14 protein-coding genes are annotated in these 22151 nt (G+C 74.2%); 6 read left to right on the forward strand and 8 right to left on the reverse strand.

Features of this window, described 5'->3' with window-relative positions:
* The first annotated feature begins 27 nt into the window (after positions 1-27).
* Complete coding sequence (locus AMPC_RS02410; RefSeq protein WP_248344025.1) at positions 28-1563, forward strand: amidase; 1536 nt, start codon at positions 28-30, stop codon at positions 1561-1563.
* Here the strand turns inward: AMPC_RS02410 and AMPC_RS02415 are convergent.
* Entirely contained in the window at positions 1550-4903 is a 3354-nt protein-coding gene (locus AMPC_RS02415) for a Cache 3/Cache 2 fusion domain-containing protein (protein WP_248344035.1), read from the reverse strand. The two genes, AMPC_RS02410 and AMPC_RS02415, sit on opposite strands and share 14 nt — an antisense overlap.
* A 197-nt stretch (positions 4904-5100) precedes the next feature.
* Here AMPC_RS02415 and pgm point away from each other — a divergent pair, with 197 nt between their 5' ends.
* The 3 genes from pgm to AMPC_RS02430 all read left to right on the forward strand — a co-directional run bounded on the left by pgm (position 5101) and on the right by AMPC_RS02430 (position 7811).
* Positions 5101-6744 (forward strand): phosphoglucomutase (alpha-D-glucose-1,6-bisphosphate-dependent), encoded by a 1644-nt coding sequence (pgm, locus tag AMPC_RS02420; RefSeq protein ID WP_248344037.1) that lies wholly within the window; start codon positions 5101-5103, stop codon positions 6742-6744.
* A 211-nt stretch (positions 6745-6955) separates the two neighbouring features.
* Positions 6956-7498, forward strand: a complete 543-nt coding sequence (locus AMPC_RS02425; protein ID WP_248344039.1) for a DUF192 domain-containing protein — start codon at positions 6956-6958, stop codon at positions 7496-7498.
* A 10-nt stretch (positions 7499-7508) separates the two neighbouring features.
* On the forward strand, positions 7509-7811 hold the full coding sequence (locus AMPC_RS02430; protein WP_248344041.1) for a hypothetical protein: 303 nt from the start codon (positions 7509-7511) through the stop codon (positions 7809-7811).
* Positions 7812-7820: 9 nt separating this feature from the next.
* On the opposite strand, the gene AMPC_RS02435 is transcribed toward AMPC_RS02430, so the two are convergent.
* The gene (locus AMPC_RS02435; RefSeq protein WP_248344042.1) at positions 7821-7976 is read right to left on the reverse strand and encodes a hypothetical protein; all 156 of its coding nucleotides are present in this window, start codon (positions 7974-7976) and stop codon (positions 7821-7823) included.
* Between the two features lie 120 nt (positions 7977-8096).
* On the opposite strand from AMPC_RS02435, the gene AMPC_RS02440 reads away from it, so the two are divergent.
* A complete protein-coding gene (locus tag AMPC_RS02440) occupies positions 8097-8606 on the forward strand; it encodes a hypothetical protein (protein WP_248344043.1) in 510 nt (169 codons plus the stop codon).
* On the opposite strand, the gene grxC is transcribed toward AMPC_RS02440, so the two are convergent.
* The 6 genes from grxC to AMPC_RS02470 form a co-directional block, all read right to left on the reverse strand.
* The gene (grxC, locus tag AMPC_RS02445; RefSeq protein WP_248344044.1) at positions 8603-8896 is read right to left on the reverse strand and encodes a glutaredoxin 3; all 294 of its coding nucleotides are present in this window, start codon (positions 8894-8896) and stop codon (positions 8603-8605) included. The two genes, AMPC_RS02440 and grxC, sit on opposite strands and share 4 nt — an antisense overlap.
* Positions 8897-8998: 102 nt before the next feature.
* A complete protein-coding gene (locus AMPC_RS02450) occupies positions 8999-10135 on the reverse strand; it encodes a cytochrome c3 family protein (RefSeq protein ID WP_248344045.1) in 1137 nt (378 codons plus the stop codon).
* Positions 10132-13209 (reverse strand): PKD domain-containing protein, encoded by a 3078-nt coding sequence (locus tag AMPC_RS02455; protein ID WP_248344046.1) that lies wholly within the window; start codon positions 13207-13209, stop codon positions 10132-10134. Before AMPC_RS02455 ends, AMPC_RS02450 begins: the two co-directional genes overlap by 4 nt.
* A 235-nt stretch (positions 13210-13444) precedes the next feature.
* A complete protein-coding gene (locus AMPC_RS02460) occupies positions 13445-13993 on the reverse strand; it encodes a hypothetical protein (protein WP_248344047.1) in 549 nt (182 codons plus the stop codon).
* Positions 13990-15216: a cytochrome c biogenesis protein ResB gene (locus AMPC_RS02465; protein WP_248344049.1), complete on the reverse strand. Its 1227-nt coding sequence runs from the start codon at positions 15214-15216 to the stop codon at positions 13990-13992. Before AMPC_RS02465 ends, AMPC_RS02460 begins: the two co-directional genes overlap by 4 nt.
* A 33-nt stretch (positions 15217-15249) precedes the next feature.
* On the reverse strand, positions 15250-20988 hold the full coding sequence (locus AMPC_RS02470; RefSeq protein ID WP_248344051.1) for a NapC/NirT family cytochrome c: 5739 nt from the start codon (positions 20986-20988) through the stop codon (positions 15250-15252).
* A gap of 314 nt (positions 20989-21302) precedes the next feature.
* Between AMPC_RS02470 and AMPC_RS02475 the strand changes: the two genes are divergently transcribed.
* On the forward strand, positions 21303-22115 hold the full coding sequence (locus AMPC_RS02475; protein WP_248344053.1) for a cytochrome c biogenesis protein: 813 nt from the start codon (positions 21303-21305) through the stop codon (positions 22113-22115).
* Positions 22116-22151 lie beyond the last annotated feature (36 nt).

Below are 22151 nucleotides of genomic sequence, written 5' to 3' on the forward strand. Positions count from 1 at the left end.
GCGCCCGGCGCGCCCTAGACTCGTGCCATGGTCCTCGACATCGACCGGAGCGCGCCCTCGGAGGGCGCCCGCCGGCTGTTCCTGCCGGAGTACGACCGGCTCGACGCCACCGCCCTCGCCGAGCTCGTGGCGCGCCGGGAGGTCACCCCGGCCGAGCTCCTCGAGGCCGCCATCGCGCGCGTGGAGGCGCGGAACCCGGCGCTGAACGCGGTGGTGGGGCGGCACGACGAGGAGGCGCGCGCGGTGGCGCGGGGGCCGCTGCCCGGCGGGCCGTTCCGCGGGGTGCCGTTCCTGCTGAAGGACTTCCTCGGGTTCAAGAAGGGCTGGCCCCAGACCGCCTCGTCCCGCCTCTTCGAGAAGGCGGTCGCGCCGGAGGACAGCGAGATCGTGCGCCGCTTCCGGCGGGCGGGGCTGGTGCTCTTCGGCCAGACCAACACGCCGGAGCTCGCCATCCACGCCTTCACCGAGTCGCGCCTGCGCGGCACCTGCCGCAACCCCTGGGATCCGGACTTCACCCCCGGCGGCTCGTCGGGCGGCTCGGCGGCGGCGGTGGCGGCGCGGATGGTCCCCATGGCCCACGCCAACGACGGCGGCGGCTCCATCCGCATCCCGGCCTCGTGCTGCGGGCTCTTCGGCCTCAAGCCCACCCGCGGGCGGGTCTCCTTCGCGCCGTTCTTCGGCGACGTGCTCTTCGGGTTCGTGCAGGAGCTGGCGGTTACGCGGAGCGTGCGCGACGCCGCCGCGCTGCTCGACGCGGTCGCGGGGCCGATGCCCGGCGATCCCTACGCCGCGCCGCCCCCGGCCCGCCCCTTCCGCGAGGAGGCGGGCGCGCCGCCCGGCCGGCTCCGGATCGCGTTCACCACGCGGTCGCTCTTCGGCCACTCGACGTCGCCGGAGTGCCGGGCGGCGGTGGAGGCGGCGGCGGGGCTGCTCGCCTCGCTCGGGCACGACGTCGAGGAGGCCCACCCGCCGTTCGCGCGCGACGCCCTGGTCCGCGCCTACCTGGTGGCGCTCTCGGCGAGCATCCGGGCCGACCTGGAGGAGCTGGCGGTGCGCGCCGGCCAGCGGCTCGACCCGTCGCGGCTCGAGCCCGAGACCTGGGCCCTCGCCGTCGCCGGCCGCGTGCTCCGGGCCGACGCGGTGGCCTGGGCCCGGACCGAGACCCAGCGGGCCGCGCGCGAGCTCGCCGGCTTCTTCGCCGTGCACGATCTCCTGCTCACGCCGACGCTCGCCCACCCGCCGGCGCGGACCGGGGCCTTCCAGCTCAGGCCCATCGAGCGGCTCGGCCTCGCGGCCATGCGCCGGCTGCCCTCGCGCCCGTTCGTGGAGCTGCTGCTCGAGAGCATCTCGGCCAAGTCCTTCGAGGCGACCGGCAACACCATGCTCTTCAACCAGACCGGCCAGCCGGCCGCCTCGATCCCGCTCCACTGGAGCGGCGCCGGCCTGCCCATCGGCGTGCAGCTCGCCGCCCGGTTCGGGGACGAGGCGACGCTGCTCCGGGTGGCCGCCCAGCTCGAGGAGGCGCGCCCCTGGGCCGGGCGCGTCCCGCCTATCGCGGCGTAGCGCGGGCCTCGAGCGCCCGCGGCGCCCGCCGGCGCTTCGCCTCCGCGCCGCCCTCGAGCCGGAACTCCGCCACCATGCCGGCCAGCTCGGCGGCCTGCCCCGAGAGCTCCCCGGCCGCCGAGGAGGACTCCTCGGCGCTGGCGGCGTTCTGCATGGTGACCTTCTCCACCTCCGCGACCGCGCGGTTCACCTCGTCGAGCGCCTGCACCTGCGCCTGCGCCGCCGCCGAGATGCCCGCCACCACCTCGCCCACGCGCCCGACGGATCCCACGATCCCGGCGAGCCGGCTGCTCACCTCGGCGGCGGTGCTCTCGCCCTCGGCGGCCTGCTTCACCGACTCCACGATGAGCGCCTCGGTCCGCTGCGCCGCCTCCTTGCTCCGGAGCGCGAGCGAGCGGACCTCCTCGGCGACGACCGCGAAGCTGCGCCCCGCCTCGCCGGCCCGGGCCGCCTCCACCGCGGCGTTGAGGGCGAGGAGGTTGGTCTGGAAGGCGATCTCGTTGATGTCCTTGATGATCTGCGAGGTGCTCTCGGCGGCGGCGCGGATCTGGGCCATGGCCCCGGTCATCCGCTCCACCGCCTCGTTGCCCCCGCCCGCCTCGCGGCGCACGTCCTCCGCGAGCCGGGCCGCCTCGAGCGCCGAGGCGGTGCTCTGGCGGGCCTTGCCGGCCACCGCCTCCACCGACTCGGTGGCGCGCTCGAGCGTCGCCGCCTGGAGGGTGGCGCCGCTTGCGACCGACTGGCTCGACCCGGCGATCTGCTCGGCGGCGGAGGCCACCTGGTTCACCGACGACGCGACGTGCGCGAGGGCGTCGCGCAGCGCCTCGGCGGTGAGGTTCAGGGACTCCTTGAGGCGCGCGTGGTCGCCCTGGTACTCGCCGCCGACGCGCGCGGTGAGGTCGCGGCGGGCCAGCCGGTCGAGCACCCCGGTGGCCTCGTTGACCGGGGCCACCAGCGCCTCCACGGTCCGGTTCACGCCCTCGAGCACGGCCCGGTAGGCGCCCTGGCTCCGCTCGGCCGCGGCGCGCCGGGCCAGGTCGCCGCGGCTCGCGGCGGCGATGACGGCGTTCACCTCCTCGAGGAGGACGGCGAGCGCCTCGCCGGAGCGGTGCAGGTTCTCCTTGAGGACGCCGAAGTCGCCCGGCAGCTCCTCGGCGATGGGCGGCGGGAGCTCGCCCCGCGAGATCCGCTCGACGTACCGGGCGGCGACCTCGACGGGGCCGATCACCGCGTCGAGCGTGGCGTTGACGCCCTCGACGATGCGGCGGAAGTCGCCGCCGTGGCGGGTGGCGTCGGCGCGCGTCCCCAGCTTGCCGGCCACCGCCGCCCGGGCGAGCGCGCCGGCGTCCTCGACGAGCCGGTTCACCGCCCCGATGCAGCGGTTGAGGTCGTCGCGCAGCTCGTTGAAGCGGCCGGCGTACTCCGCGGTGATCGGGGCCGGGATCTCGCCGCGCGAGATGGCGTCCACCGCGGCGGCCGCGGCGGCGAGGGGCCCCGTCACCGCGTCGAGGGTGGCGTTCACGCCCTCGACCACCTTCCGGTACTCGCCCTGGTGGCCGGCGGGGTCGGCGCGCACCTCGAGCCGGCCCTCCACCGCCGCCTGGGCCAGGGCCTCCGCGTCGCTCACGAGGGCCCGGACCGAGGCGGTCGCCGCGTTGAGGTCGTCGCGGAGGTTGCGGTACTCGCCCGGCCAGTCCTCGGTGATGGCGGCGGGGAGGTCGCCGCGGGCGATCCGGTCCACCACCGCGGCGGCGCTGCGGAGCGGGGCGACGAGCGCGTCGAGGGTCCGGTTCATGCCCTGGAGCACCTGCGCGTAGGCGCCGGCGCAGACGCTGGCGTCGGCGCGGGCCGCCAGCCGGCCCTCCACCGCGGCCACCGTCAGCGCGCCCGTCTCGCCCACCATGGCCCGCAGCGCGGACTGCGCGCCGGCGAGGCTGCGGGTGAGCCGATCGTGCTCGGACCTCGGCGTGAGCGTCGCCCCGAGGTCGCCGGCCCCGATGGCCTCGGCGGCCCGGGCCGCCTCGCGCACGTAGCCCACTGTGGAGCGGAAGGAGTCGGCGAGCCGCCCGACCTCGTCGTCGGACCGGTAGGTGACCTCCTGCTCCACGTCGCCCACCGCGATGCGCGCCGCGGCGGCGGCCATCTCCTCCACCGGGCGCGAGAGCCGGCGGGCGGCGGCGCTCGCGAAGAACCAGACGGCGGCGAGCAGGAGCGCGGCCAGCCCGAGCACCCAGAGGGCGGCCACGGTGAGCGCGCTGCCGGCGGCCTGCGCCGCCGAGGTGGCCTCGTCGACGTCCATGCCGGCCACGAGGACCCAGTCCCAGGGGGCGAAGTAGGTGGCCGCGGCGATCCGCTCCCGCTCCACGCCGGCCGCGTCCTTCGCGCGGAAGCGCTCCAGGCGCCCCCCGGCCTCGCCCCCGTCGCCGGAGAGCGCCGCGCCGACGAGCTCCTGCACCCAGGCGCGTCCGTTCGCGTCCTTCGCGTCCCAGAGCTCCTGCCCCTCGGCGCCCGGCTCGGGCGAGATGAGCACGCGGCCGCGGTCCTTGCCCTTGGCGCCGAACACCTGGACCGAGCCCGAGCGGCCGATGCGCGCGCGGGCCACGGCGCCGCGGATCGACTCGAGCCCGTCCTGGCGCACGCCGACGAAGAGCATCCCGGTGATCCGCCCCGCGGCGTCGCGCAGCGGCTCGTAGGCCGTGACGTACCAGGCGTCCACCACGAAGGCGCGCCCCTCGAACGTCTGGCCCGCGAGCACCTTCGCGATCACCGGGTTCGGCTTGCCGTCCGGCTCGGTCGCCGGGATGAAGGTGCCGATGGCGCGCGAGCCGTCCTTGGCGAGGACGCTCGTCGCCACGCGCAGCATGTCGCCCCGCTCGTTCATGCGCTGGAACACGGTGGCCCGGCTGCCGACGAGGCGCTGGACCTCGTCCACGAGCAGGGTGGGGCGGGCCGGGTCGCGGTTCTGGCCGAGCCAGGCGCCGCCGAGCGAGAGCTTCGGGAGCGTCACCTCGACCGTGGACTTGTCCGACTGGTTCACCGCGCGCCAGCTCACCTGCTCGGCCCCCGGCGCGAGCCCGCCGGCCCGGGCGGAGAGCTCGCGCGCCACCGCCAGGCTGTTCCGGACGCGGATCGCGATCTCCGCCTGGGAGGACTCGCAGAGGAGCCGCAGGTCGTTCGCGGTCCGCGCGAGGCTCGAGCTCGCGAGCCCGGTCACCTCCCGCTCGATCCGCCCGGCCACCAGCGCTCGCTGCACGCCGAGGACGGCCAGGAAGGCGAGGGCGAGGGCGGCGGCCGGGGCCACCCCGGCGAAGAGGATCTTGTGGCGGAGCTGGGGCTTCATCGGAAGGGGCTCTCCCGGGGGGGCAGCGAGGGTGCGCTGCTGAACAATGCAACGTCCGCGCCCGCGAAAACCCGTGTGCGCGTAGGCGTTCCTCGCACCCCGCGTCCGGGATCGCGCGACCCGGGGGTCCCGCCAGACCCCATGCCGGGACGAAGACCGCCCGGGCGTGCCCGCGAGTTCCGTGGCACATTTCGCTCATGGCCCTGCACCCGCTCGCCGGCAAGCCGGCGCCCCGTGAGCTCCTGGTGGACGTCCCGCGCCTGCTCGCCGCCTACGCGGAGCACCCGGACCCCGGCGACCCCGCCCAGCAGGTGAGCTTCGGGACCTCCGGCCACCGCGGCTCCTCGCTGCGGCGGAGCTTCAACGAGGATCACGTGCTCGCGATCGTCCAGGCCACCTGCGAGCACCGCGCGGCCCAGGGCATCGACGGGCCGCTCTTCCTCGGGCGGGACACCCACGCCCTCTCGATCCCCGCCGAGGAGAGCGCCCTCGAGGTGCTGGCGGCCAACGGCGTGGAGGTCCGGTACGCCGCGGGCGGCGAGGCGACCCCGACGCCGGTCGTCTCCCACGCCATCCTCGGCTGGAACCGCGGGCGCGACGCCGGCCGCGCCGACGGCATCGTGATCACGCCGAGCCACAACCCGCCGGAGGACGGCGGCATCAAGTACAACCCGCCCGACGGCGGGCCCGCCGACACCGCCATCACCGGCTGGATCGAGCGCCGCGCCAACGCGCTGCTCGCCGGGGGCAACCGCGAGGTGCGGCGGGTGACGCCGGCGCAGGCGCGCCGGGCCGCCCACGTGCGCCCGCACGACTTCGTGCGCGGCTACGTCGCCGACCTCGGGGCGGTGCTCGACCTCGAGGCGATCCGGGGCGCCGGGCTGAAGCTCGGGGCCGACCCGCTCGGCGGCTCGAACCTCGGCTACTGGGGCCCCATCGCCGAGACCTGGGGGCTCGACGTCGAGGTGGTGAACCCGCGGCTCGACCCGACCTTCGGCTTCATGCCGCTCGACCACGACGGCAAGATCCGCATGGACTGCTCGTCCCCCTGGGCGATGGCCAGCCTGGTCGGGATGAAGGACCGGTTCCGCCTCGCCTTCGGCAACGACGCCGACTCCGACCGGCACGGCATCGTCACGCCGGGCGCGGGCCTGCTCAACCCGAACCACTACCTGGCCGTCGCCATCGCGTACCTCTTCCAGCACCGGCCGGGCTGGGGCGCGGCGGCGGCGGTCGGCAAGACGCTCGTCTCGTCGGGCCTCATCGATCGGGTGGCGGCGGAGCTCGGGCGCCGGGTGCTCGAGGTGCCGGTCGGGTTCAAGTGGTTCGTCCCGGGGCTGCTCGACGGCTCGCTCGGCTTCGGCGGGGAGGAGAGCGCCGGGGCCTCGTTCCTCCGGCGCGACGGCACCGCCTGGTCCACGGACAAGGACGGCATCATCATGGACCTGCTCGCGGCCGAGATCCTGGCGCGCACCGGGAAGGACCCGGGTGAGCGCTACGGCGAGCTCTCCGCGCGGCTGGGCGCGCCCCGCTACACGCGGGTGGACGCCCCCGCCACCGCTCGCCAGAAGGCGATCCTCAAGCAGCTGACGCCCGGCGCGGTGCGGGCCTCGACGCTGGCCGGCGAGCCCATCCTGGCGAAGCTCACCCGGGCGCCGGGCAACGGGGCCGAGATCGGCGGCCTCAAGGTGGTGGCCGAGAGCGGCTGGTTCGCCGCCCGGCCGAGCGGCACCGAGGAGGTCTACAAGATCTATGCAGAGAGCTTCCGGGACGAGTCGCACCTGACCCGGATCCTCGACGAGGCCCGGGCCATGGTCGGCGCCGCCTTCGAGGCCGCGTGAGGCGAAGCGGGCGGCCGGCGCCATCCGGCGGGAACCTGGAAAGGCCGTTGCTCGTCGAACGTTTGGAGCCCCGGAGGGCCGGGACGTTGCTTCCGATCGCGCTCTGGGAGAGAATTCGCCGGACGTGAACCTCGGCGCTGGCCCGAGGATTGCTCGTGAGGACGAGACCCGTTCCGGGGGGAACAGGCTGGAAAGGCGTCACCCGGACCGCATGAGTCACACCTCCCTCCTCCGCCCCTCCTGGCCCGCCCTGCTGCAGCGCCTGCTCGCGGCCGCGGCGGTCCTGCTCGCCCTCGGAGGCTGCCACCGGCAGGCCGTGACCTACGCCAAGAGCGAGGCGGGCGTCGCCGCGCCCCGGCCGTTCGCCGTCTTCGAGGGCCCCTCGGGCCGGAGCAGCCGGGTGGACCTGGAGGTGGCGCGGACGCTCGAGGAGCGGAACCGCGGCCTCATGTTCCGCGAGCGGCTCGACGCGAACGCCGGGATGCTCTTCGTCTTCGAGAGCGAGGACCAGCACTCCTTCTGGATGAAGAACACCTACATCCCGCTCGACCTCGTCTTCATCGACGAGATGGGCGAGATCACCGGCGTCGTCGAGGAGGCCGAGCCCCACTCGCTCGCGCCGATGAGCGGCGGGCCGAGCCGCTACGTCATCGAGGTGAACGGCGGCTGGTGCGAGGCGCACGGCGTCCGCACCGGCGACCGCGTCCGGCTCGAGAACCTGCCGCCCGTCCCCGCCGGCGCCGAGGAGGAGTGACGGCGCGGCCGTGACGTGGCTCCGCTACATGTCGCTCGTGGCGCTGGTCCTGGCGCCCGTGGTCACCTGGCCGGCGCCTGCCGGGGTGGGCGGGGCGCTCCGTCGCTGGGCGCTCCGGCTCGGGATCTGGGCCGGCGCCAGCCTCTCGCTCTGGTTCGTGGTGGCGCCCTGGTGCCGCGAGCTCCTGGCGACGGGCCGCTCGAGCGATCGCTTCGGCGCGCCCATCCCGCTCGCGCTGGCGCTGGCGGTCGGGCTCGCAGGCATGCGGGCGTGGGCCGCCGGAAGACCCGCGGCTCCCGTCGAGCGGCGCTGAGGCGCGGGGCTATCCCGGGCCGCGCTCCGGCTCCTTCTGCGCGCTCGACTCCGGCTGCGACCAGCCCTCCTCCTCGCGCTCCTCGATGTCGGGCGCGACGACCTTGCCCTTCGGCTCCTCGGGCTGCGGCGGCGGCTGGCGGCGGGGCGTCTCCTTCGGATCCATGTGGCTCCTCCTGGCTGGAGCCAAAGCTGGGGTGACCCCGGCGGTGGGACAACGGCGCCGGTGACCGACCGGGCGGGCTGACGTACACTCGCCCGCCGCACCACACCAGGAGCCGACACCATGCGCCTCGCCCCCCGCGCCGTCCTCGCCGCCGCCGCACTCTCGCTCTCCGCCGTCCCCGCCGCCGCCCGCGCCAGCGTCACGCTCGAGGCCTCGGTGGGGAAGGGCTGGAAGGTGTCTCCGGGCTCGGAGGTCACGCCCACCAACCTGATGCTCACGCCGGGCCTGGGGATCCTCGGCGACGTGGTCCAGGCGCAGCTCGGGCTCGTCGCCAACCTCAGCGACGTGCAGCGCTCGAGCTACCAGGCGCCCAGCTTCGACCTCGAGCTGCGCCCGATGCTCAAGATCGCGCCGCCGCTCGTGCCGGTCTACGGCAAGGCGATCCTGGCGGTCACCAACCTCACCGGCAGCGCCGGCCCGACGCGCGTCGCGTACGGCGCGGCGGCCGGGGTCGAGCTGAAGCTCCCGGTCGTCGGGCTCTTCCTCGAGGCCGGGGCGCTGCCCCGCAGCGTGGACGGCACCTTCGTCTGGGTGGTCGAGGGCCGGGCCGGCGCCTCGCTGTCGTTCTAGGCCGGCTTCGAGCCGGGCAGGACCGGCGGGCTCGCCTCACCCCGCAGGATGGGGTCGAGGCGGCCCGCCTTGTCGAGGGCGTCGATGTCGCTGAAGCCGCCGAGGGGCTTCCCGGCGGCGAAGATCTGGGGCACCGTCCGCTGGCCGGTCACCTCGACCAGCCAGAGCCGCTTCGCGTCGTCGTCCTCGACGTCCACCTCCGCGTAGCGGACGCCCTTCTTGTCGAGCAGCCGCTTCGCCGAGGTGCAGTAGGGACAGACCTTCTTCGTGTAGATCTCCACGTCGACCATGGCGGGATCCTAACCGGGGAGGGGCGCGCGCGCCGCTCGGGATGGAGCGAGGGCCGTGCCGCGCGGCGCTCGCCGCGGGCGGGACGGGGCTGATCGGCCCCGCTAGCGCGGGTCCTCGGTGAGCGAGTTCGAGTCGGCGTTGTGCACGCCGTGGCAGGTGGTGCAGCGGACCTGGTTGCTCGAGTCGAACATCAGCTTGTTGGTGGCGAGCGGGTCGGCGCCGCCACTCCCCTGGACCGCGCCGTTCACGTCGAGCGGCTGCGGCACGCCGCCGGTGGCGCGGTCGTAGCTCTGCGCCAGGGTGACCCCGGGGCCGGTGGGGTGGCTGTAGGTGATGCCCGACGAGGTGTCGCAGGAGTCGCCGCCGCCGGTGGTGGCGCCGGAGCTGCCCTGGACGCACGCGGCGGTCTGCACGCGGTCCCGGTGGCAGTCCTCGCAGAGCGCGCTGTTGAGGTTCGAGGTGCGCAGGAAGGAATTAGAGACGGTGAACATCTTCCACTGGTCGCCGGCGACGAAGGACCCGGCGAACGTGACCGTGACGGTCGGGCCGGTGGCGTCGCTGTCGAGCGTCACCGGGCTCGCCGTGCTGGCCGCGGCGGTCCAGGAGACGCCGTTGTCGTAGGAGGCGACGTAGGTGGCCGTGCCGGTGGCGCCGCCCGCGGAGATCCGGATGATGTAGGCGCGGGGGCGCGCGCCGCTGCGCGCGGCGGTCGCCGCCACCACCGAGGTGAGCGTGAGGGTCCCGGTGCCGGTCCCGGCGGTCCGGGTCAGGAGGGAGCCCGCCTGGAGCTTCGCGTCGGGCGAGAAGACGTGCTGCGTCGCGCCGAGGGCGTTGGTGGTCGAGCCGTCGTGCTGGTCGTGACAGGTGGAGCAGGTGACGACCCCGCCCTGATCGAGCGCCGCGGCGAGCGCGGCGTTGTTCGGCGGCTTGGCGCCGTGGAGCGGGTTGGTCGCCGGGGAGTCCCAGCGGTGCGAGTGGCCGCCCGCGCCGGGGACCGCCTCGTTCTGGGCCGTCCAGGGGAAGTTGCGCCAGGTGCCCACGCCCGTCTGGCTGTGGCAGCTGAAGCAGAGGTTGGAGTTGCCGTACTGCGAGGTCAGCGCGCCGCCCTGGGCGCTGTGCGCGATGTGACAGCTCGTGCAGGTGGTCTGCGTCGAGGCGTCGTGGGGCGCGTCGAGCGCGACGGCGGTCGCGGCGAGGAGGAGGGTGGCGGTTCCGGCGAGCAGCGGGCGGCGCGTCATGGCGCACTCCCTTGAGTGGCGAGGACGGTGACGGTCACGGCCGCGGGCGCGCTCCGGAGGCGCCCGTCGTCCACCTCGAGCTCGAACCCGTAGCGGCCGGGCCGGAGGGGGCGGAAGGAGGGGGTGGCCGACGTCGGGTCGTCGAGGAGGACCCACGGGCCGCTGGTCTGCGTCCAGCGGTAGCGCAGGAAGTGGCGGTCGGGGTCGTAGCTCCCCGTGCCGTCGAGCGAGAGCGAGGTGCCGGCGAGCGCCGGCGCCGGCCCCGCGGCCGCCGCGACCGGGAGCCCCTGCCCGGCGGCCGCGCTGGTCGCCCGCAGGGCCACGCGGGCCGGCAGCCCGGGCACGCCGCCCTCGGAGACGGTCAGCTCGAAGACGTACGCGCCGGGAGAGAAGGGCACCACCGTGGCGACCGCGCGGTCGGCGTCGGTGAGCCCGGCGGCCGGGCCGGAGACCTGCCGCCAGGCGTAGGTGAGGCCGTTCCCGGCGGCGCCGGTGCTCGACGCGCCGTCGAGCGTCACGGGCTCGCCCGCGGTGGCGGTGCCCGTGACCGGCGCGATGGCGGCCTGGGCCAGCGCTCCGCCCGGACCGGCGTAGACGTCCACCCGGGCCGGCGGCGAGCGGAGCGGGCCGGCGACCAGGGTCAGCTGGAAGGCGTAGGCGCCGGACAGCGTCGGGGTGAAGGTCGGCGACGGACCGTCGGCCCCGGAGAGCACGACCGGCGTGCCCGCCACCTGGACCCACTGGTAGGTCACGGCGCCGGGGACGAAGCTGGCCGAGGCGTCGAGCGTGACCGGCGCGCCGACGGCGGCGGTCACCGGGCTCACCACCGAGGCGGTGGGGCTCTCGCCGGCGGCGCCGAGGACGAGGAGCGGCGCCTCGGCGGTGGCGCGCGCGCCGGCCGGATCGGTGGCCGCGAGCTGGAAGGCGAAGAAGCCGGGCTGCGCGAGCTTCACCGAGAGGGTGGCGCCGGCGGCCGCGCCCATCAGCGGGGCGCCGGAGGACTGATCCCAGGCGAAGCCGAGCGCGTCGCCGTTGGCGTCGCTGGAGAGCCGGCCGTCGAGGGTGGCGCGGCTCCCGGCCCGGAGCACGGCCACGCGGCCGGCGTCCGCGCGGGGCGGCACGTTGCGAATGCTGGCCTCCAGCACCGCCGGGGCGCTCGTCGCGGTCCCGCAGGTGGCGACGCCCTGGAACTGGTAGCGGGCGGTGGCGCGCCCCACGAACGAGGGCGAGAGGGTGTCGGCGCCGCGCAGCGTCACGGCCGGTCCGAGCCGCTGCTTCCAGCTCACCTTGCAGCTCGCCGAGCCCGAGCGGACGGAGGCGGCGAAGCGCACCAGGCCGGGGTCGCTCACCTTCGCCGGCGGCACGATGAGCGCCGGCCTGGTGTCGGCGGGGGTGCTCTGCGGGGCGTACGGACCGTCGGCGAGCCGCGGGTTGGTCCCGAGCTTGTACTCCGCCAGGTTGGTGAGCCCGTCGCCGTCGAGGTCCATGAGCGCGTCGCCCGCCCAGTTCGGGTTGAGCCCGTTCTTGAGCTCCCACCAGTCGGGCATGCCGTCGCAGTCGGAGTCGCCCGGGCAGGCCGGGAGGGGGTGGGCGGCGCCGTACCGCTCGAGCGTGCCGGCGCCCTGGTTCAGGACGACGACGTCCTGGTTCGGCAGGAGGGCCACGTCGGAGGGCTGCTGCAGCTGCCCGGCCTGCGTCCCGAACTGCCCCAGGGTGGCGACGAACGCGCCGTTCGAGCTCACCACCTGCACCTTGCCCTGGAAGATGTCGGCCAGGTACAGGAGCCCGTTGGCGTCGGTGGCGATGCCGCCGACCCGCGTGACCTGCCCCGGGCCGCTGCCGAAGCCGACCGTGCTCAGGAGGTAGGTGCCCGAGAGCGAGAAGGCGTGCGCCACCGGGCCGAGCTCGTTCGAGGACTGCGCCACCCAGAGGACGCCGCGGGGACCGTCCACGGCGAGCGCCACCGGGCTCAGGAGCGGATTCGCCCCGGCCTGCGTCAGCGCGAGCGCGACCGTCCCGTTGGCGCGGAAGGCGCGGACGCGGTTCATGCTCCGCTCGGCGGCCCAGAGCAGGGCGCTGGCGGGGTCGTAGGCGAGGGCCACGGCGATCCCGCTCAGCAGCTGGGTCCGGATGACGCGGCCGCTCGCCGGGTCGATGGCCAGCAGCTTGGAGTCGTCGGTGGAGACCATCAGCTGGTCGTTCGCGTAGGCCACGGCGACCGGACGTCCGGGCAGGGCGTAGTTGCCCATGAGGCGCCCGTCGCGCGTGACCGCGAAGAGCTGCTTCGTCATGCCGTCCACGACGTAGAGGTCGCCGCTGGGCGCCACCGCGACGCGCTGGGGGGCGCCGAAGGTGGACTCGAGGTGACCCTCGTAGATCGCGAGCACCACCGGCAGCGAGAAGGTGCTCGAGACGGTGACGCCGGCGGCGTTCGTCACGGTGACGGTGACGCCGTAGCCGCCGGGCGCCGTGGGCGCGGTCCAGGTCGCGGTGGCGCCGCTCGCCAGCAGGGTGCCGCCGGTCGAGGTCCACGCGTAGGAGAGCGAGCCGCCGCTCGGGTCGTGGGCCTGGATGGCGAGCGTGACCTTGGTGCCCGGCAGCACCTCGCCGGCGGGGCCGGAGACCTCGTCCACCACGGGAGGCGGCGCGGTGACGACCGTCGTGACCGTCACGGTCATCGGGACGAGGGCCCAGGCGTTGCCGCCGTACAGGCCGACGTCGTCGTCGATGGCGTCGCAGGTGATGGTGTAGCTGCCGGGGGCCGGGGTGGACCAGACGATCGTCGCGGAGGCGGAGGTCGCGGGGGTGACGTCCACGGTGGCGACGGTCCCGCCGCCGGGCAGCGTCCCGCCCGACACCGTGAACTTGAACTGGCGGACGTTGCCGCCGTCCACCTCGTGGGCCGAGCACTGGACGTTGACCGAGCCGTTGGCGGGGACCGGGTTCGCCGCCACCTGCACCCCGTCGATCGTCGGGCCGGTGTTGCGCTTCTGCAGCGCCGCGGCTCGGCCGGGGAACGCAACCGCGAAGACGGCCAGGATCAGGAAAGCGCGAACAGGGGCACGGGGGCTCACGGTGGATGCCATATGCAAATGATCGGCCATCAACCGGGAGTGGCGCGGAACGCGTGTCAGTAGCCTAAGTGGCTGATAATTGGCGAGTTAGTTCGGCTGACGCGACGCGCACCCGGAGAGCGGCCGGGTGAGTTCCCGCTTATGGGGTAATTCACCCAGACCACCTCCCACCACCACCGCTCACTCCCTGCTGCCGGCCGCCGCGAGCCGGGGCCCCGGAGCGCGCCGGCCCGGCTCAGGGCGCGGCCGGCGGAGCCGTTCGCGCGGGGGCCTGGTGGGCCAGCCCCGAGCCTCTCTTGGGCTCGAAGTCGGGGCGCGGGATGGGCTTCTCGGTGTCCGGGTCGTAGTACTGGTTCCAGGGCACGGTCACGCTGCGGACCTTCCAGCGCCCCTCCTCCTGGAGCAGCTCGTACTCCACCTTCATGTCGGCGAGGAACTCCGGCCCGGGCAGCGCGCCCGGCGCGATGGGCCGATCGTGGTACCGCCAGCGCTCCTCGGTGGCGACGGTCATCCGGTCGTTCCCGGGCCGCTTCACGTCCTTCACCTCGAGGCGGAGCAGCTTCGACTCGAGGACCACCTGGCTCTCCTTCTTCAGGTCCACGAGGGCGGCGATCTTCCGCGCCTCCTTGGCGACCGCCACCTCCCGCAGGTGCGAGGGATCGTTCTGGCCGTAGGCCGCGACGACCACCTCGTTGTAGTGGCGCACCGCCTCCTCGCCCTCGCGGCGGGCGGGCGAGCAGGCGAGGCACGCCAGGAGGCCCAGGCGGGCGATGGTTCGCGTCATTCCTCTCCGTCTCCTTCCACGGACGCGGCGCCCTCCCAGTCGGAGCGCAGCGCCTCTCCCCCCCGCTGCACGAATACCAGACCGGCCCACGGTTCGCCCTCGCCGCCGAGCCGGGCCACGCCGGCCGGGACGGCGAGCAGCGCCGAGCCGGCCAGCAGGAGCAGGAACGACGCGAGGACGCCGGGCAGGCCCGGGTCCCGGCTGTACTTGTACTCTCCCCAGCGATCGACCCGGGCCAGGCGGGCGCCGGTGGGGCCGAACGGCGCCGCGTCCGACACCAGGCGCGCCCCCTCGGCCGTCTCGAACCGCACCGAGAGCCGGCCGGTCCCCGCCTGGTCGTGGACGTCGCGCTCGGACTCGGCGACGAAGGTGCCGCGCCCGAGCATCGGGTCGTCCACCCCCACCACGGACCGGTGCTCCCCGGCCTCCAGCAGGTCGAGGACCGTGTAGCGGCCGTCGGGCCACTCGAGCCGGAGCGCGAGCCCGGTGGGGATGGCCTGGAAGAAGTCGATCCCCTCGAACGTCACGCCGGCGGCGCGGTCGAGCGTCGCCGTGAGCCGTCCGGCGCGCGAGCGGAGCCCGAGCCGGCTGCGGCGATCGATGACGTAGCCCGCCTGCCGCTGGAAGGGGTCGAAGGCCGCCAGCGTGGCCTCCACCGCGGGGGGCGACTCCGGCGCCAGCGGGCCGCGCTCGCGGCCGAACACCACCCCGGGCTGGTCGAGGCTCACGGCCTCGCCGCTGGCCAGCCGGAAGAGCCCCTCGTCGTGGAAGAGCTGCTGGACGGCCACCGACGCGAGGAGGCCGAGCAGGCCGAGGTGCAGGATCCAGCCGCCCCAGAACCCGGCGCGCCAGCGGACGAGCGCGTCGCCCCGCCGCGCGAAGCCGCGGGCGCGCAGGAAGGACTCCAGGTCCTGGCCCGGGCGGGCGGGGAAGGGCGCCGCGCCGGGCGGCAGGGCCCCCCGGCTCGCGGCCAGGCACCGGCGCCAGCGCGGGAGGGCGCAGGCGGCGGTGCTCGCGAACAGGAGGGCGTTCCCGGCGAGGAACGGCCAGGACGAGAAGGGCCGATCGAGCCCGGTCGCGGCCGCCCAGCCCGGCGCCGGTGCCGACCCCCGGGCGAAGCTCGCCCACGCGCCCACCCCGCACCAGGCCGCCAGGAACGCGATGAGGCCCAGCGCCAGCCGCGGGGAGCGCAGCCAGCCGAGGACGTGACGGAGAACTGCCATGCGGCACTCTACCCCGGCGACCCGGCCGGGCGTCTAGCCGTGGGTCGAGGAGTTGCTGCAGCCGCAGTACTGCTCGTTGTCGAAGTAGCCGTTCGTGGGCACGGAGCGGATGAAGAGGCGCTTGCTGCTCACCGACTGGTCGTAGGGGTAGACGTTGTCGCTGAACCCGGTGCCGTTGCCGTTGTTGAGCATGCCGATGCTCGAGGAGCCGTGCGGGATGGCGGTGTGGCAGTCGAAGCACTTGATGTTGCCGGCGTGGTCGCCCACGCGGTGCTTGGGGAAGCGGCTCTCGAAGGTGCCGCTCGTCGGGAAGCTGGCGTCGTGGCAGTTGGCGCAGAAGGTGCCAGCGGGCATGCCTGAGCTGGTGTTCTTCACGTTCTCGTCCCAGGTCCGGTTCGGCCCCTTGAGCATGAACTTGTAGGAGGAGCCGTGCGGGCCGCCCGCGTCGTTGGGCGAGTCGGCCTCGTGGCAGTCGCTGCAGGTCATCACGCTCGACATGTTCCAGGGGGGGAGGATGTTCTGCGTCACCGGCCAGTACTTCCCGGCGGTCTTCGGGTCGCCGATGCTGTTGGGCGAGCCGTAGCCGGTCTGGGTGGTGCGGGAGGCCAGCACCGGGTGGTACCCGGCGTTCTTGGTGTTGAACTCCTGCAGCTGATCCGTGTGGGTCATCTGGATCGAGTAGGCCGCCGCGGAGGCCGTCGCGCCGAGGTAGGGCGTGGCGAGCGTGAGCGAGGTGGCGCTCGCCACGCTCGCGATCCTGTAATAGGTGCCGTCGGCGGAGTTCTTGATGAGCGCCCCGACGTAGCGGTTGGGCGTGACCGTGGTGCGCCAGGTCGTCCCCTGGCCGGTCACCGCGGTGGAGTTCTGGGTGAAGGTGGCCGTGCCGACGTAGTAGCTGAAGCCGGAGGCCGACACCGGCGGCGTGGCGCTGCCCCACCAGTAGTTGGAGTGGCACTTGAAGCAGAGGTACGCCTCGAGGTCCGAGTTGTAGACCAGCTTCTTCTTGGCCATGTCGGTCGCGGTCGGCTTGGCGCCGGCGGCGACGTTGGTGAAGTCCGGGACCACGCCCCAGGCGCCGTCGATGGACGGGCCGGCCTTGTTGCTCATCTGCTCGATGCGGTAGGCGACGTTGGTCTGCGCGGTGGCGGGGCCGGCGCCGGTCAGCGTGAGCGTGGTCGGGCCGCTGACGCTCGCGATGGTGTACCAGACGGCCGTGCGGCTGGTGTCGAGCGTGTTGGAGCCGAACTTGATGCGGGCGCCGTTGTAGAAGGAGGTCCAGCGGGTGTCCACGCCGGTGACGGCCGTGCCGCTCGCCGCCACGGAGACCGTCCCGGTGATGTAGGAGTGGCCGCCGCGCTTGGCGAGGTGGGTCACGTGGCAGTCGAGGCAGCTCGCGTGGCGGGTGCCCGGCCCGTTGCCGAGCTGGTTGCCCCAGGCCGCGGCGTTGTACTCGGCGTCGCCGAGCTGGTGCTGGGTGTCGCTGCCGATGGGGTGCGCGTAGAACTTGTTCGCGGGGGAGGCGAGGTCGTTCGAGCGGTTCACGCCGATGACGCCGTTGCCGTGGCAGTTGAAGCAGAGGAAGACGGCCTGGCCGTCGGCGCCCGGCTTGAGCGAGCCGGAGAGCAGCTTCGGGTAGTCGGAGTAGTGGACCGCGCCGAAGGGGTAGGTGTCGTCGGACGGCTGGCGGTCGGCCCGGTCGGAGTGGCACTTGGTGCAGTTGCGCCGGAACCGGGAGCCGTCGCGCAGGGTGTAGCCCCAGGTGCCCCAGACCACGTCGTCGTCGAAGTCGTGCGCGGTCCCGGCGTAGGTGCTCTTGGAGATGGTGTAGCCGCCCGAGTTGATGGGCAGCTGGTGGCAGCTCGCGCACAGGCCGCCGCCGGGCTGGCTCGCGTCGAAGTCGGTGTCCGACACGTTTCCGGCGGCGATCTCGCCGTCGCTGCCGCGCGTCACCGCCCGGCTCGCGCCGGTGGTCGGGTCGCCGTAGACGCCGAAGGAGTGCGTCCAGCCGCCTGGCTCGTTGTGCCGCTTGTCGGGGTGGCACATGTTGAGGCAGGAGCGCGCCGACGGGTCGTTGACGGTCTTGAGCGGCCCGGTGGCCCAGGAGACGTTGTTGTCGGTGGCCGAGGCGTTCGTGCCGGGCACGTTGCCGATGGGGTGGCGCGAGACCTTCGCCACCGTGCCGTTCATGCGCTCCCAGATCTTCTGGTGGCACTGATCGCAGGAGTCGCCGCCGCGGCTCTCGGGGCTGAAGCCGTTCTTGTGCTTGTGGCAGTTGAGGCAGGGGGTCGTCCCGGACTTCTGGGAGTAGTGGGTGTCGGAGTTGCCGCTGTTGCGCCAGCGCGGCACCGACGCGTCCCACGGGTTCGAGGTGCGGGTGTGGCAGGTCTGGCAGGGACCGGTCCCGTCGGAGTTGATGAACGAGGCGTTCGCGGGGCTCCCGCTGTCCACGCCCGAGTCGCCGGTCGTCTTGCGGAACTGCACCGTGCGCGGGGCCTGGACGCCGTTCACGGCCGGCGGGGTGATCTGCTCCCGCAGGAGGAACGTGTTCTTGCTGCCGTGCGGCGTGTGGCAGTCCCGGCAGCCGATGGCGAAGGAGCCGTACTTGCGGCTCGTGGTCTCGGAGGAGTGGGAGCGCAGGCTGTGGCAGTCGGTGCAGATCTGGTCCGAGTTGTCGCGGACGAGGAGGCTGCCGTCGCCGGCGCGGCCCCCCTTGACGACCACGTTGACCGGCCGCGACTGCACCACGCCGGCGCTGGTCCGGGCGCAGGCGCGCAGGATGTAGCTCCCCTGCGACAGCGAGGAGACCTGCGTCTCGAAGATGCCGGCGCGCCCGCCGAGCTGGTAGTTGCCGCTCAGGGTGAGCGCCTTCGTGGTGCCGGTGCAGTCCGGGGCGGCGCCGTTGGTCGAGTACGCGTAGGAGAGCAGGTCGGTCACGCCGTTGGCGGTCGGGCTCCAGACGTGCACCTGCAGGCGGAAGGAGCCGCTCAGCACCTTGTTGTCGGCCGGGTTCACGATCGACACCTGCGGCAGGAGCGAGTAGCCGGCGGTGCTCCCCTCGGGGACGGCGCCGGCGACGACGGCGAAGGCGTTGCCGGTCACGGTGGACCCGGTGGCCGCGGCGGGGGCCGCGAGCGAGACGTCCGGGACCGCGATCTGGAGCTGGAACTGCTTGCCGACGGTGGCGGCGCGCGCCGCGGCCACCGTCACGCGCAGCGTGAGGGAGCTGCCGGCGGTGAGGGTGGTGGAGAGCCCGGAGAGCACGTAGCGGGCGGCGCTGGCGTTCCAGGTGGCCACGCCCAGGATCGCCCCGGTGGAGTCGTTCGCGATCACCACGCTCGCGATGTCGGTGTCGGCGGCCGCGGGGGAGGTCGAGGCCGCGTTGGCGATGGAGATCCCGGAGAGCGTCACGGCGCTCGCCCCGGCGGTGAGCTTGGCGTAGCCGGCGATGACCGGCGCGCCGCCGCGGGTGATCGTCCCCGTGGGCTGCGTGACGGTCGCGAGCGTGGCGCTGGGCAGCGTCACCGAGGGGCCGCCGTAGACGTCGGCGCCCACCGACCAGTTGTTGCAGGAGTCCCGGGTGAACGCCCGGTAGTAGTAGGTGGTCCCGTTCACGAGGCCGCTGTCGGCGCAGCTGGCGATGCTCCCGGAGCAGGCCACGGCGACCTTGGCGGAGAGCGCGGCGCCGGCCGCGTAGCTGGCGGTGCCCTCGCTCGGCGCCGCGTGGATCGGGGCGGTGCTGCGCGCGAGCAGCGTGTAGGCGCCGGTGCTGGTCCAGGTGACCGTCATCTGGCCGGAGCCGGGGCTCGACGCGGCGAGCCCGGTCACCGGGGACGGCGAGACGTTGTCGAGGGTGAGCGTCGCCTCGGCGGTGTCGGAGACGCGGAGGTTGGTCGCGAGCGCCTTGGTCGCGCCCACGACGCGGGCGGTGAGCCCGTACGCGGCGCCGGGGACCTCGGGGAGCAGCGTGTGCGGCTGGGGCGTGAGCTGGATCCGGTACTGCGCCGCGGCGGCCGGCGACACCGGCGCCGGGAGCGAGAGGCCGGTGAAGGTCCAGTCGTCGCCGGCGGCGGGGCGCGTCCCGGTGGCCAGGACCACGTTGTTCCCGTCGGTCAGGGTGACCGCGGCCACCCGCGGGGAGGTGCCGGCGGCGAGCCGCACGGTGAGGCCGGTGACGGTGTCGGCCGCGCCGCTGCTCGCCTGGAGGCTGAAGGCGTCGGCGAAGGTCATGCCGTCGCCGGGGCAGAGGGTAGCGACGCTGGTCGCCGCGGGGGAGCCGTCGGCGAGGGTGGTGGTCGGGCCGGGCGTGACCGGGCCCGCGACGTTGCTCGCGCCGGAGTAGTTGCCGTAGAGGTCCACCGCGAACGCTTGGTAGTACCAGGTGCCGCTCGCCTGGGTGTCGGTGCAGCTCGTCCCGGGCTTCGCCACCACGCAGGCCACCGTACCGTTGCCGAGGGCGTTGCCCACGGCGTAGGTGGTCCCCTCGGCCGGCACGCCGGTGAAGGTGGCCGAGGCGCCGCGGACCACCACCACCTGGCTGAGGTCGCTGTTGAGCGGGTTGGTCCAGGCCAGGCTCTCCTGGTTGGTGCCCGCCTGCGCGGAGAGGCCGCTGGGCGGCGACGGCGGGAGGTTGTCCACGACGATCCGGGCGCTGTCCCCGTCGGTGAGGGTGACCGGGAGCGCGCTCGTCACGCCGTACACCACCGCGCGGACGGTCCAGGTCTTCACGGCCGGGAGCGCGGCCGAGGACTTGGGCGTCACCCGCACCCGGTACTCGGTCGCCGTGGTGGTGGCGAGGATGGCCGGGTTGAGGGCGACGTCGAAGGTGTCGAGGGCCGGGTTGGCGACCGAGCCGTACACCGTGCTGCCGCTCGCGTTCGTCACCTCCACCAGGCTCACCGCCTCGGCCGTGCCGGCGTCGAACGCCAGGGTGACGGCGAAGATGGACGGGCTGGTGTTGGAGGTGGTGGAGACGAGGAAGCCGTCGAGCAGGATGGCGCCGCTGCCGGGCGCGACCACGGTGCCGTTGGTCGCCTCCTTGGTGGCGACGTCGGCGACGGTGATGGTCCCGGAGGTGCCCTCGTCCACCACCAGGGTGCCCGAGGCGTCGCCGACCGCGCGCGAGTCGCCCACGTACATCGTGATGGAGTTGCCGGCGCTGTTCGTGACCAGCGCCACCTGCATGGCGAGGTTGGTGCCGGCCGGTGCCACGCCCGCGACCCGCGACAGGTCGGGCGTGAGGACGCCGCCTCCGGTCGGGACCGCCACCTCGGTGTAGCCCCACGGGTAGAAGAAGCCGCCCATGGCGTAGCCCAGGGTGAAGCGCACCGTGGCCGCGAGCGCGCTCACGGACTTGTTGAAGGCGAAGCGGGTTCCGCTCCCCGCGGGCTTGCCGGTGACGAGGGTGTCGGCGGTATAGGCCGTGTCGCTGATGGCGAGCAGCACCTCGTACGGGCCGCTCTGGGAGGTCGAGATGGAGGTGCCGGTGTTGCAGAGGAAGGCGCCGGTGTTCATCGCGCTGACGCGCCGCTGCGCGAGGTTCGAGGCCGTGCTGCAGCCCCAGGAGTTGTACGTGGCGCCGGCGCTGACCGTGTATCCGCCGAAGGTGCCCGTCGTGTCCGAGGGCTGCCAGCGGTAGGTCACGGTCTGGGCGGCCGCCGGCACGGCCCAGAAGGCGAGCGAGACCAGGAGCACGAGCAGGCCACGGCGAGCCGTGCTGCGAGCCGTGCATCGCGACGCGTGGAGCACCCGGGCCGGCGGAGAGAGTCGGGGCATGTGGCCCCTTTCGTGCAAATATCGTTCCGCCGACCCGTGACCAGGGCTCGTGCCGAGCTCCGTGCGCCGGGGCGAGGCTGCCGCGGGCTTGCGAGGCCGGCGAGCCCGCGGAGTCACAAAGGGTGAAGGGAGAAGGGCGAAAAAGACTTACCGCGTTAGGGCTAAATCGCCCAGGGGTGGGGGTACTGACCCATGTGAGCTAGTCCGCCGCCCCCGCAGGCGCCGGTCCCGGACGACCCCGGGTCACGGGGACCGGCTCTGCCTCACGGGAGCCAGACTTGCGGCTCGCGCCCGTGGCGGTCTATGCAGGGCCCATGCAGAGCCTTACCTTCTGGGCAGCCGTCACCTGCTACGCTGTCGCCTCCGTCCTGTTCTTCCTCTCGGTCGCCCTGCGGGGCGTCCGGACCGGTCTGGCGGCGAGGGTCGTGGTGGCGGTGGGTCTGCTGCCGCACGCGGTCTCCCTGGCCCTCCGCTGGGCGGAGGTCGGCCACGGGCCGTACAGCACCCGGTACGAGGTGATCTCGAGCAACGTGCTGGTGCTGGTCGCGGCCTGGCTCGGCGCGAGCGCCTTGGCGCGAGGCCTGCGCCCGCTCGGCGCCTTCGTCGCTCCCGTCGCCTTCCTGGCCATGGGCTGGGCCGTCATGACCTTCGGGGTGAAGGCCGAGGTCCCGATCATCTTCAAGTCGTACTGGCTCGCGCTGCACATCGGCTTCGCCAAGCTGTTCGGCATGAGCATGATGCTGTCCGCCGGCTGCGCCGCCGCGTACCTCCTCCGCACGCGCCCGTCGGCCGCGCCCGCCCGCAGGGAGGCCGCGGCGCGGCTCGGGCGCTACGCGCACCAGCTCCTGCTCGTGGCCTTCTTCCTGCTCGGGGTGATGATCGCGGCCGGCGCGCTCTGGGCGCACCAGTCCTGGGGCCGCTACTGGGGCTGGGATCCCATCGAGACGAGCTCGCTCGTCACCTGGCTCGTCCTCGGCATGATCCTGCACCTGGGCTCGCTCCACGGCTGGTCGGGGCGGCGCCTGGCCTGGCTCAACTTCGTCGCCCTCGGCTTCGCCATCGTGACCGTGTACGTCGTCGCGATGGTCGTGCCGACCATCCACAACTCCTACCTGATCGCTCGCTGACGCCCCGCCGGCCCGGGGAGCCCCGGGCCGGCGCCG

The sequence above is a fragment of the Anaeromyxobacter paludicola genome (genome assembly GCF_023169965.1).
GTDB classification, from domain to species: domain Bacteria; phylum Myxococcota; class Myxococcia; order Myxococcales; family Anaeromyxobacteraceae; genus Anaeromyxobacter_B; species Anaeromyxobacter_B paludicola.

Excerpts from the sequence above, each read along its gene's own strand:
- AMPC_RS02410 (WP_248344025.1), top strand. The coding sequence starts at position 28 with ATGGTCCTCGACATCGACCGGAGCGCGCCCTCGGAGGGCGCCCGCCGG.
- AMPC_RS02415 (WP_248344035.1), bottom strand. The coding sequence starts at position 4,903 with ATGAAGCCCCAGCTCCGCCACAAGATCCTCTTCGCCGGGGTGGCCCCG.
- pgm (WP_248344037.1), top strand. The coding sequence starts at position 5,101 with ATGGCCCTGCACCCGCTCGCCGGCAAGCCGGCGCCCCGTGAGCTCCTG.
- AMPC_RS02425 (WP_248344039.1), top strand. The coding sequence starts at position 6,956 with ATGAGTCACACCTCCCTCCTCCGCCCCTCCTGGCCCGCCCTGCTGCAG.
- AMPC_RS02435 (WP_248344042.1), bottom strand. The coding sequence starts at position 7,976 with ATGGATCCGAAGGAGACGCCCCGCCGCCAGCCGCCGCCGCAGCCCGAG.
- AMPC_RS02440 (WP_248344043.1), top strand. The coding sequence starts at position 8,097 with ATGCGCCTCGCCCCCCGCGCCGTCCTCGCCGCCGCCGCACTCTCGCTC.
- grxC (WP_248344044.1), bottom strand. The coding sequence starts at position 8,896 with ATGGTCGACGTGGAGATCTACACGAAGAAGGTCTGTCCCTACTGCACC.
- AMPC_RS02450 (WP_248344045.1), bottom strand. The coding sequence starts at position 10,135 with ATGACGCGCCGCCCGCTGCTCGCCGGAACCGCCACCCTCCTCCTCGCC.
- AMPC_RS02460 (WP_248344047.1), bottom strand. The coding sequence starts at position 13,993 with ATGACGCGAACCATCGCCCGCCTGGGCCTCCTGGCGTGCCTCGCCTGC.
- AMPC_RS02465 (WP_248344049.1), bottom strand. The coding sequence starts at position 15,216 with ATGGCAGTTCTCCGTCACGTCCTCGGCTGGCTGCGCTCCCCGCGGCTG.
- AMPC_RS02470 (WP_248344051.1), bottom strand. The coding sequence starts at position 20,988 with ATGCCCCGACTCTCTCCGCCGGCCCGGGTGCTCCACGCGTCGCGATGC.
- AMPC_RS02475 (WP_248344053.1), top strand. The coding sequence starts at position 21,303 with ATGCAGAGCCTTACCTTCTGGGCAGCCGTCACCTGCTACGCTGTCGCC.